Source organism: Paenibacillus sp. P3E (assembly GCF_001909045.1).
Lineage (GTDB): Bacteria > Bacillota > Bacilli > Paenibacillales > Paenibacillaceae > Paenibacillus_AQ > Paenibacillus_AQ helianthi.
Map to the genome: position 1 here is coordinate 1 of NZ_LVWH01000203.1, position 11,603 is coordinate 11,603.

General features: G+C 42.8%; 10 protein-coding genes. 1 reads left to right on the forward strand and 9 read right to left on the reverse strand.

Going from position 1 to position 11,603, the window contains the following annotated elements; translation table 11 throughout:
* From A3842_RS25295 to A3842_RS25310, 4 genes are all read right to left on the reverse strand, one after another.
* A partial coding sequence (locus A3842_RS25295) for an ABC transporter permease (protein WP_143186370.1) occupies window positions 1-1,611 on the reverse strand: 1,611 nt, incomplete at its 3' end.
* Window positions 1,608-2,294, reverse strand: a complete 687-nt coding sequence (locus A3842_RS25300) for an ABC transporter ATP-binding protein (protein ID WP_074103140.1) — start codon at window positions 2,292-2,294, stop codon at window positions 1,608-1,610. The genes A3842_RS25295 and A3842_RS25300, both read right to left, overlap by 4 nt.
* Window positions 2,295-2,381: 87 nt before the next feature.
* A complete protein-coding gene (locus A3842_RS25305; RefSeq protein ID WP_074103141.1) occupies window positions 2,382-3,641 on the reverse strand; it encodes a HAMP domain-containing sensor histidine kinase in 1,260 nt (419 codons plus the stop codon).
* A gap of 3 nt (window positions 3,642-3,644) precedes the next feature.
* A complete protein-coding gene (locus A3842_RS25310) occupies window positions 3,645-4,340 on the reverse strand; it encodes a response regulator transcription factor (RefSeq protein ID WP_074103142.1) in 696 nt (231 codons plus the stop codon).
* 626 nt (window positions 4,341-4,966) lie between these two features.
* Between A3842_RS25310 and A3842_RS25320 the strand changes: the two genes are divergently transcribed.
* Window positions 4,967-5,191 carry a ribbon-helix-helix domain-containing protein gene (locus tag A3842_RS25320; protein WP_074103144.1) on the forward strand — a complete coding sequence of 75 codons (225 nt, stop codon included), beginning with the start codon at window positions 4,967-4,969 and terminating at the stop codon, window positions 5,189-5,191.
* Window positions 5,192-5,261: 70 nt separating this feature from the next.
* Here A3842_RS25320 and A3842_RS25325 read toward each other — a convergent pair whose 3' ends face one another.
* From A3842_RS25325 to A3842_RS25345, 5 genes are all read right to left on the reverse strand, one after another.
* Complete coding sequence (locus A3842_RS25325) at window positions 5,262-6,092, reverse strand: carbohydrate ABC transporter permease (protein WP_074103145.1); 831 nt, start codon at window positions 6,090-6,092, stop codon at window positions 5,262-5,264.
* 27 nt (window positions 6,093-6,119) lie between these two features.
* On the reverse strand, window positions 6,120-6,995 hold the full coding sequence (locus tag A3842_RS25330) for a carbohydrate ABC transporter permease (RefSeq protein WP_074103146.1): 876 nt from the start codon (window positions 6,993-6,995) through the stop codon (window positions 6,120-6,122).
* Window positions 6,996-7,073: 78 nt separating this feature from the next.
* Window positions 7,074-8,354, reverse strand: a complete 1,281-nt coding sequence (locus tag A3842_RS25335; RefSeq protein ID WP_074103147.1) for an ABC transporter substrate-binding protein — start codon at window positions 8,352-8,354, stop codon at window positions 7,074-7,076.
* 194 nt (window positions 8,355-8,548) lie between these two features.
* The gene (locus tag A3842_RS25340) at window positions 8,549-9,742 is read right to left on the reverse strand and encodes a response regulator (RefSeq protein WP_074103148.1); all 1,194 of its coding nucleotides are present in this window, start codon (window positions 9,740-9,742) and stop codon (window positions 8,549-8,551) included.
* Between the two features lie 8 nt (window positions 9,743-9,750).
* A complete protein-coding gene (locus A3842_RS25345; protein WP_074103149.1) occupies window positions 9,751-11,535 on the reverse strand; it encodes a cache domain-containing sensor histidine kinase in 1,785 nt (594 codons plus the stop codon).
* Window positions 11,536-11,603 lie beyond the last annotated feature (68 nt).

The window sequence follows — 11,603 nt, forward strand, 5'->3', positions numbered from 1 at the left end:
ATGCTTATACACAGTATCATCTATTCGCCCTGAAGGACCATTATAGGAAAGCGAATAAGAATACTGCATACCCGAGATTTGTGTTGTTTGCTGAATAAAACCAACCAAACCACTAAAGACAATAAATAAAATAATACTAATAATCATGGAAAAGGCTGTAATCCGGAAACGTTTCTTGTTCCGTTGTAAATTTCTGCTTGCAAATTGCCCTACGATGCCAAACAGCGTTTTAACGAGCAGAGACTTTTTGATCTTTGTGATCTTTTCAACCTTCGTGCTTCCCACATTTTTCAGGGCTTCGAGAGGCGATACGCGAGCTGCTTGTTTAGCTGGTCCAATAGCGGAAAGGAATACGCTCAGCAAGCCCAATAAACCGGCAGTGATTAGAACCGGCGCGGAAATGACCATTCTCATATCATTTAAGAAACCTAACGTTAACAAGCTGATATTGTAAAACAATACCTTCATAAAAAGGGTTCCCGTAAGAATCCCGATGGGGATGCCGATCAAGCTCAGCAGGGCCGCTTCTTGCAGTACAATTTTGCGAATTTGGGCTGGTGTAGCTCCAATGCATCTTAACATGCCGAATTGTGAAATCCGCTCCAGTACAGAAATATGAAAAATATTATAAATCATGGCAATCGTACAAATCATTATTATCGTAATGACAGCTGTGAATGCTAGGGTCAAGCTGTTATTTACACCTTCATAAGTGCTTTTGCCATACAATTTAAGCAGTTCATTATTGTACTCAATTCTTACATTTTCAATATAGCTCTCCCTATCCAGTTGCATAGCGGAACCTTGTTCGACATTACTCAGCTGTAAAGAGGACATCAAATCTTCCGTCTTCTTTTTGATGTCATTCAATGATTTCATTTTGACGTAAATAAAGTAATTTTTGTTGTTATCGATGCTTTTGTTATCATTGAAAGTAATTGCAGGAAAGATGTATCTGGAAGACCAGTTCCCTGTGCTTGACGGCTTCATAAAGCCTACAACAGTATATTCTTTTTGGGATTGAGCCTGGAAAGTCTCGTCAAGGTCCCAACCAAAATCGCCAAGTCCGTTAATCTTTTTGTCTTCACCCGTTGACGCCACCTTCCGGATTCCAAGGTTTAGCGTTATCGTTTCGCCAAGCTTTGGTTTTTTAGAAAAATAACTCAAACTGGATGAGAGAATGATAATTTCATCCGGATTTTCCGGGTACCTGCCCGAGTCTAGCTGTGGATGAAGCATGTTCATTGCACTCGCATCATATTCCTTGACATTCAGGTACCGGTAGGGTGCGGCAAACGGATCTTCCTTCTTTTCCTTCTCATTTGCTTCCTTAATGACAGCATAGCCTTCTCTACTGATGACGCCGGCACTTTTTACGGTTGCGTTGTTTTTGACTTTCGGAACCGCTTCTCCTGAAATACCATTGAGAGAGACGTGATAATCTCCAAAGTCCCGCAGGGTTTGTCTGACTGACTTATCCCAATAGCTCATCCCGATTGTACCAATGGACGTAAGCAGCGTAACGGACAGGATTATGCCGAAGATCGTAAGCAGCGATCTTTTTTTCTGCCCTTTTAAATATTTCCCAGTAAGATCTGTGTAGCTTTTCAAAACGGACTCACCTCATTTGGCTGTAGAAGGACTCCGTCTTCGATTCTTACGACCCGATCTGCAACTTTAGCAATATTCATATCGTGCGTGATCATAATCAACGTCTGATTATATTTTTTAACGGAAAACGTAAGTAAATCCATAATTTCCTTTCTGTTTTTACTGTCCAGATTTCCGGTAGGTTCATCCGCCAAAATAATCGACGGTTTATTAATTAACGCACGGCCAATCGCCGTTCTTTGCTGTTGTCCGCCTGACAATTCGGATGGAAGATGTTGTCTCCGCTCGGTCAGACCTAATAGCCCCATTAATTCCAGGACATACTTATCATCTCCCCTTTTGTTCTCCAATAGCATGGGTAATTTGATGTTTTCCTCTGTAGATAGGACTGGGATCAGGTTATAGGATTGAAAAACAAATCCTATTTTCCGTCTCCGGAATACAGCGAGCTCCTCTTCACTTCTGGCATAAATATCAATACCATCGATGATGACTTGTCCACTTGACGGGCGGTCCACTCCACCTAGAAGATGCATTAAGGTGCTTTTTCCTGATCCACTGGCTCCTACGATAGCAACAAATTCTCCCTGCTGGACGGAGAAATTCACATTTTTTAAAGCTTCAACCTTTGCCTCTGCACTTCCATAGTTCTTGCATAAATTAACAGTTTTTAGTATTTCCACTTATTTACCTCCTGAGCTAATGTTTCACTTTGTATGTTTGTTATTATAAAGATCGAAGCTTACAATAAAGTGAAGAGGAAGCTTACGTTATTGTAAGCTTCCTCTTCTTTCCCCTTTATTAAAGGAAATCCTAAATTCTGTTCCTATCCCTAACTGACTTACAACGGTGATCATACCGCCTTGCTCTTCAATAATGGACTTGGATAAGGACAAGCCGATACCAAGACTTTGCGGCTTTTCCGTGCTTCTCCCGCTATAAAACCGTTCAAAAATGTGTGGCAAATCTTCTGAGGAAATGCCTTCTCCCCGATCTCGAATGATTACAGTCTGGAATACCGAATTTTCTTCTAAAATAACGTCGATTGCGCCCTCTAGGGGCGTGTGTTCCAGTGCATTTTTAATCAAATTAATTAAGGCTTCTGTTAGCCATTCTTCATCCGCCCAAACATACATAGCTTCTCCACCATGAATGTGAATTTGCTGCTTCTTTTGCTCGGATAACATTCGCAACGAATGTACAGCATGATCGATCATTTCTCTTACTCTCACACGTTCTTTCTGGAACGTTATTGCTCCGGCTTCGACCCGTGCCAGCTTCAGTAAACTGATAATCAGCCATTCCATTCGCTCTAGTTGTAGGCGGCTTCGATCCAGAAATTTCGTCCTCATTTCTTCCTTCATATGAGGATCATTCAGCAAATTCTCATTAAAAACGATGAGAGCTGCCAGCGGCGTTTTGAGCTGATGCGAAATATCGGAAAGCAGGTTGCGTAGAAATGTTTTCTCTTGTTGGAGTTGCCGAAGACTGTTATGTAACCTTTCGGCCATGGCGTTAAAGTTTCGTCCTAACGTGCCAAAGTCACCTTCATCATTCTCCGGAAGGGGCTGATCAAACTGACGTTCAACAACTTGCTCCGCTGCAAAGGTTATGGCCCGAATCTTGTCAAATATTTTGCGGTATTCCCATCCCAATAACAACAGAAATGGAATACTAAAAAGCAAAACCTGAGCCGCTGTTTTGAAGGGTAAGGCGTTATCCGAGAGTACAGGCTGATCGTTTACGGGCATATCTTCCGTGTATGCATATTGAGCCAGGCTGCGTTTTCCCGCTACGATTTCATCTTCTTGTGCACCCTGAGTGATAAAGTGGATAATTTCATTTTCCAGCTGAGGAGCTAGCTTCAAAACATAACCAATCAATGCAGCATTTTGATTAACCATGGCCTTATTGATCTGACTGACTTGATAATTCATAAAAAAGAACATAAGCACCGCTAACATAACTTGTAATACGATTGCTTTAACAGTAATAGACTTCCACTCTGGATTACGGACGAATTCATTCATGGTTTATCTTCCTATAACATCTGCATTCCATTTATATCCGACTCCTCGAACGGTAATGATATATCTCGGTACAGCAGGAACATCCTCGATCTTCTCTCTTAACCTTCTGATGTGAACCGAAAGGGTGTTGTTATCAATGAATTCTCCTGACATATCCCACAAACTGTTAAGAATGATGCTTCTGCTGCAAATTTGCTTGGGGTGAGTCATTAACATCAAGAGCAACCGGTATTCCAGCCCCGTCAATAAAAGTTCCTGATTGTATTTAAGAACAATTCCTTCTAGAACTCGAACTTCAATATCGTCGGATATCCATCTATTCGGTTCATCCGCGGACTTATGATTGCGCCTTAATACGGCTTTCATCCTAGAGAGAAGTTCTTTGGTACGCAGCGGTTTGGTCATATAATCATCTGCTCCCAAATCAAGACCAGCAACAACATTTGTCTCCTCATCCAAAGCTGTCAAGAAAATGATGGGCACCCGGGATAATGCACGAATTTCCCTACACAGGTCATATCCTGAACCATCAGGTAAATTTATATCCAGCAAAATTAAATCGACTTCGTCCGTCTTGAATGCCTTTCTGGCTTGTTCTAGGCTATTGGCAAGAACAACGGTATATCCTTCACTCGTTAAAGTATATTCAATACCGAATACCAAATTATCATCATCTTCAACCAGTAAAATTCGATTCATTGAGCACCTCAGTTTAATTCATGAAAGTTTTTAAAATACTTACTCATAAAGCTACACCACTTTTAAACTGTATCATGAAAGACTGTTTAGTGGTTAATTGTAATGGTTCTGGTATTTCACCATTGGAATGAACTTATGGTTTTGATGTGCGATACTTGCCTGTAATGACATGTGTTCATAAATCCCATGATCCCCGTTCTCTAATTGATCGTGATCCATTATAATGTCGCTTTTATTCCTTAAATTTATGTTGTTCAAGGCATTTTCTAACTTTTTAAATTGAGGAGTATTTATGCTAACCAAAAAATTCTATCCCAACACACTATTCATGAAATCATTTTCTGCTTAGATAATGACTATAACGCCACTTATAGAGATGGCAGCCCGGCTCCCAATTGGGGACAAGAGGCTGCCTTTAAATTGGCCCATAAGTATGATCAGTTAGGATATCGGACCAGTATCCGGACGCCACACAGCCCACAACTGAAGAGAAATCACCAATTCAAATAGCAAAATGACATTTTGCGAGGAATCAGCATGGAAGCGGTGCTTCCACCGACATTTTTAGTAATTATCACCCGGTAAACGAATGTCGCATAAAAATATCCCAATGGGAAGGAGATGCCATGCCACAAGCTGAGAAAAAAATCACCGTCAAGCTCCCAAAGAAACAATATGAAGCATTGAAAAAGGATGCAGCAACCCAGCATCTCAGTAGGGCAGATATCATACGGGCCTTTATTCAAAAGGGAATGTCCGTTGATGCCTATACCGAAGAGATTGATTTCGTTTTTTTGATACGTATTCTTGTTTTACTACGAAAGTCTAGTTTTTCCCACTTTTCCAATTAGCCTTTCTTTAATCTATGCTTTACAATAATTTTATTTAAGGTGATTTTTAACAGTTTACAGTTGAAAAAATTCAACCTTTGACTGCCCCCGCCATTCCTGCTACGAAATATCTCTGAAAAAACAAGTAAACTACAAGTATCGGAACAATGGATATAAGTACGCCCGCACTCAAAAGAGTATAATCATTCGAATGCTGGCCTTGAAAGGTGAGCAACCCAGCTGTTACCGGCAGCATTGAATTCTTAGTAATAAAGATTTGCGCGAGCAGAAACTCGTTCCATGTGGATAAAAAGTCCAAAATGATCAGAGTAGCAATGGCCGGCATGGCAATGGGCAATATGATGCGAAAAAACTTTCCCAGTTCGCCGCAGCCATCGATAAATGCCGATTCATCCAATTCCTTAGGGATGGAACGCAGAAAACCGCGCAGCACCATGATGCCAAAAGGGACTCCAAAGCCAATGTATACCATAAAAATGCCGGGATACGTATTTTCAAGCCCAAAGTGGTTTAACATCATATTCAGCGGCACCAAAGTAGCCTGAAAAGGAATCATCATACCGATCAGAAAAAAAGCGAACAGCGCATTTGCCCATTTAAAGTTCATTCGAGTTAACGCATAGGCAGCGAGTGCCTCAATCAAGATGCCGATAGGTACTTTTACCACAGAAATAAACAAGCTGTTGCGGATATATATGCTCATTTTGTCCCAGGCTTCAGAAAAGTTGCCCCATTTCACGATTTCCGGAAAAGCGTACACCGGATTCTTCACTAAATCCGCGTTAGATTTCAGGGCAGTCATTATAATAAATAGAATGGGAATCAGAAAAATGATTGCCAGAACAATAAGCAAAATGTAGTTTACAACTTTAGAAAAAGTAGAATTTTGTGTTTCTTCCATTGTTATGCGCACCTTCTTCTTAGAAAATTAGAGATGAGATTTTTTATTGGTATAGTAAACGTATGGGATAATAATGATCATGGTTATCAAAACAAGTACCCAGGAGATCGCCGAACCGACACCGATATTGTTGAATTTGAAGGTTTGATAATACATCCATGAAGACAACACTTGTGTGCTTTGTGCCGGCCCCCCCGCTGTCATTCCGTAAATAATGTCATACACTTTCATGGCATTAACCAATGTCGTTGCGAAAACGATAACGAAGGTTTCGCTGAGCAGCGGTATGGTAATATACCGAAAGGATTGGCGGGGCTTCGCACCGTCAATAATAGCCGCTTCGTAACAATCTCGCGGAATACTTTGGAGTCCGGCAAGAAATAAGACCATGGGCAGCCCGACACCCTGCCAGACAGCTGCTACAAAAACTGCGGCCAATGCTGTTTTTGGATCGGCCAGCCAAGGATGCGTCAGTTGACTGAGACCTATTTGCTGCAAAATAACATTAAAGAATCCTTTAGTCGGATGGTAAAGCCAAGTCCACATCAACGCCACGATGATGCCCGACAATACATATGGGAAATAAAAGATACTCCGAAACACCGATCTGCCTTTTAACCTCCGGTTAAGCAGTAATGCAAACATCAGACCGAGGCCGATAATTACCGTTAAGGAACCGGCCATCCACAAAATATTGTTTCGGAGAGCAACTCTAAATACCGCGTCTTCTGTCAGTAAATAAGTGTAATTTTTTATTCCAACAAATTTCTTATCCGCAGCGATACCATTCCAGCTGAAAAAGCTGAGACGCAGTGTATATAGTGATGGAGCTACAATGACTATAAGGTAGGCCACCAACGCCGGGAGCACAAATGTCCACGGCTTCCAATATTTAATTTTCATATAGAGTCCCCCCTGCTTATCCGAACTAAAGAAGAGCGGCCTTCATGGCCGCTCTCCTTTAGCCGGGCTGCTCTTGTATTAATTTCCGCTTTTATAGGTTTCAACCGCCTTCTGAATTTCCTGTCCAGCCTGCGCAGGAGTCCATTCTCCAAGAACAACAGCATCCTGAGCTTCAAATAGCTTTTGCACTACAGCTTGCGGCAATGCTTGATCTGAGATCAGGAAGCTGCCGTCACCGATCATTCCGGCCATTTCGGAGGTATGCGGCGACTGTTTCGAGAAAGTAAATTCTTTTAGAGCAGGGGCGCCATATTGGTCAATATATTTGTTGACAATATCAGGACCAGTGATATACTCCCCAAGCTTCACAGCGGCTTCCTGTTCTTTCCCGTCGGCGCTGCCGCTAATTTGGAACATTTCAGTAAAGCTTGACATTCGCACTTTTGGCTGATCATTCGGGAATTTAAAGACTCCAAAACTATCGGGGGCATTGCCCGCGCCGGAAATATTCGTATCTATCCACGGACCTGTCAATGCATAGGCTCTTTCCTTCTGATATAAAGGTGTCTCTGCTTCCAGGGGATCAAGTGTAATAAATCCCTTCTCAAAATAGTTCTTGTCAGACCATTCCTTCAGCTTCTCGAATGATTTCTCAACGGCAGGATCTGCCCAAGAGGCTTCCAGCGCATTTAGTTTGTCATGAAGTTCGGGACCGGCGAAATACTCTAATAGCTGTTCTGTCAAACGCATAACGTCCCAGCCGCCTTTTCCGCCAACTGCAAGCGGGGTAATGCCACTTTCCTTTATCTTCCCCATCTGTTGTTCGAACTCAGCAAATGAAGTGGGAGGGTTCAAATTCAATTTTGTGTACAGTTCTTTAGGATAGAACATGCCCAGGGAAGCCACATGGAACGGAATACCGGAGGTTTTATTATCATATTTCACCATATCCAGTGCTGCAGAATTATAAATATCTGACCATTTGTGACTTGCTGCTGTTTCCGTCAAATCCATAGTCAATCCGTTTTCAGGGTAGAAGGCACCCAGAGATCCCCCCCAGGTAAACCACATTGTCGGCAAAGTTTTGGAGGATGCGGCCACTTTAAGGGACTCTTTTAGAGGATCAGTTCCATAATAAGTAGCTTCCACATGTATTGTCGGATTGTCTTTTTGGAAGGATTCGAGAATGGGCTTCAGATACGCCGCTTGATCATTCAGCACCCACAGCGAGATAGTGGTTTCCCCGGTGTCCGAGGCTGATGAAGCTTTATCGCTGCCTTCTTTTGAGCTACATGCGGATAGCACAACAACTAGAACCATTGTAATCGCTAGCAAAAATATAAGACGCTTTTTTCTCATACGTTCATTCCCCCTGTGTATTTTTGAGCAAACAACCGCTGTATGTTTTGCTTGAATTCAGTTTACCGCGCTTCAACTTTTCGGAAAACGAGACTGATATGATATTTTCTACACTTTCATGCTGCTTTACAGAGGGTGAATTTCAGATATCTATACGACTATATTATTTAGGTTATTTCGTATGTTTTTATGCTCTAACGGTTGCGGTATTCCAGTGGAGTCATACCCATGCGTTCCTTAAAAAGCTTGCCGAAATAATGCGGATTGGTATAGCTGAGCATTTCTGAAATCTCATATACTTTTTTGTTGGTTTCCCGCAGCAGCTTCTGCGAATAACTGATTTTGTTACGGATAACGTATTCACTGAAGCTTTCACCGACTTCTTTAAGAAAAATCCGGCTCAGATAGCCAGAACTGATCGGAATGGACTCCGCCGCTTTAAGCAATGAGACATCCTCCAATAGATGCCGGTCCACAAATTCTTTGGCCATCCGAACGTACAAGCTGTCGCTCTGTTGATTAACAGGGAACTTAAGCTCAGCCTCCAGATAAGCCTGCGGAACATCCTGCAGCTTTGTGTAAATGGAACTACTGGAAAAAATCAGTGAAACATTGAGTAGTTCAAAAATTTTGTTGCGGAGTCTATCCAAATAGTGCTCTCTGGCAGCCGCATCCTCTTCTCCTTCTTTCGAAGAGGCAGGTGCTAGCCAAATAATCTCGCGATGGCTGCGGTGGAATACCACTCCACCCCAATCCTTGGCTACATACTCATCAACTAAGTAGCGGATTGAGATGAATTTCATATGTTCTGCCTCACCATTGTCCACAATCTGGTCGACCGCATCATCACGCATGCGAAACGCGGAAAGCCATAATCCTTTGGAGAAATCAGCATTCAGCAATTCTTTCTCTATCCGCTCATGCGGATACGTGTAAACATCAAGCAAAGATACCAGCCATTCATTCCGTTCCTTCTCGGTCCAGTGAAGGTTTGGTTTGACTGCGCTTTTCTCCAGAAGTGCAATCGTCTTGCGCAATGTGGTCATGACCTCTAATTCGTCCATGGTAGGTTTGTGCAAATAATCAACAACTCCCAGACGAATCGCTTCTTTTACATAATTAAAATTATCATAGCTGCTTAAAAAAATAATCTGCATATTCGGATATTCCCGCTTGCGAATGTGCCGAACCACTTCAAGTCCATCCATTCCGGGCATTCGAATATCAATCATGATGATATGAATTTCTTCCATCTCCAGTATTTGCAGCGCTTCTTCTCCATTGGACGCTTCAGCCTTCCAGCAAACTCCGCAGTTCTCCCAATTCACCATATAACGCAGGCCCATTCTTACAATGGATTCGTCTTCCACTACCAGCAGATTCCACATGATTATTTTCAGCTCCCTCCTTCATGTATTTCTTTATAAGGTAAGGTTATTGTTATCGCAGTCCCCTGTTCCAGACGTTTAACGGTTAGACCGTAGTCCTCTCCAAAACGGAGGCGGACTCTGTCATTCACGTTGTTGAGTCCAATGCTGGAAGTCCCCGTAAGCATCCGGTCATCGAGTAACCGCGAAATTTGATCTTCAGATATTCCAATTCCATCGTCACAAACCTCAATTTGTAAATCCGAATTCTCTCTGACCAGGGAGGCCTTAACTTGAATCTTCAACGTGCGGTTCAAGCCTTTGGAACCATGGAAAATTGCGTTCTCCAACACGGGCTGCAGCAGCATAGGAGGAATTTCTGAATACAGCAGTTCCTCTGGCACATCCCATTCAATTAGAAAGGTGTTCGTATAACGAAGGTCCTTTAGCTGCCCATAATTCTTGAGCAGCGCAATTTCCTGAGATAAAGGCATGGGTCCATCATCCAGCTTCAGGTACGATTGCAGAAGACGATTGAGTGAATGAATCAGTTTTGCTATTTGTTGAGATTGCTGCATAATCGCAATCATCCGGATAGAATTTAGAGTATTGTACAGAAAATGTGGCTGAATCCTCAAGTGAAGCGCATACAATTCCGCTTTGCGCTTCTGATGTTCTTTCTCCGCGATCGACTGGACCATGCGCTCCAGGCGCTTAACCATCCTTGAATAGCTTAGATGGAGCTGTCCAATTTCATCTTGACGGCCTGTTAGTTCCAGCACCTCGAATTTCCCCTGCTCCACATTTCTCATTGAGCGAATCAGACGCAATATAGGGCGCGACAGGTTTCTGGCCAGCAGCCAGGAGACTACAGCAGTTGCAATCATTAGTGTTATGGCAATAATTAATGTGTATCGGCGGATCATCCGGCTATCGCGCAAAAGATCATTTTGATTTTTACCCAAATAAATACTCCACCCAAGGTATTTGCTTTTTTTCACAACACCTCTATAAGCAATCTTGCCCTCTTCGCCTTCACCACTGGTCATCCATATCCCCACCCGCTCATGCAATGAGTTCTCCTTAAGCAGTTGGCTGGCAACCTGTTGATTGGATGTGTATACCAGCTGGCCATCCCTGTCTACGACAGTGACCACGGTATCTCCCAGTTGCGAAGACCGGATAATTTTATCAATGAAATCGGGAGAAATATGCAAGGCAATGACTGCAATCGGCCGCATCCGGTCATCAAGCAGCATTCTTGCCCCTGTTATGGCGGCAAACGGTTCTCCTTCAAACTGCCTGATCTCATGCACCCCGGAAACGACAAAACCGCCCTTTTTTAATCGGGCTTCCTTATACCAGGCTTCACCGGACGCATTGTAAGCTCTGTTAATGGATGAAGAGTCGTTCGACCGGTATCCGCTGATACTTCCTTTATCCCCATAGAGGACCATACCCTTTATGGATGTATTAATGGAGGGGTACGCACTCATAAGGCGGATCAGCTGCTTCTGTGCATTCAGTTTAGCCGAACTCCACTGTTCCTCGGGAACATAGGGCTGACTAAGAATTTTAAAGGCTTCGGGCATGTAGTATGGCAGGATGCTGAAACGATCAAAATCGCTGATTTGTTTCTCAATAGAAGTGTTTAATTGGCCGGCAATGACCTGCAAATCCTGTTCTGTCTGAGATTTAAGAGTGTCAGCGGATTTTTTGTAAGCAATAGTTCCCAGCAGCAGCACCGGCAGACAACTGATCAGCAGAAATGTTATAAAAAGCTTTTGATTATAAGTGATTTTTCTCCACCGCATGATATTGCCCCTTCCGGACAGCTTATAGCTAATTCATCTTATCACAGGCAGCTTCCCGCAAAGAACTG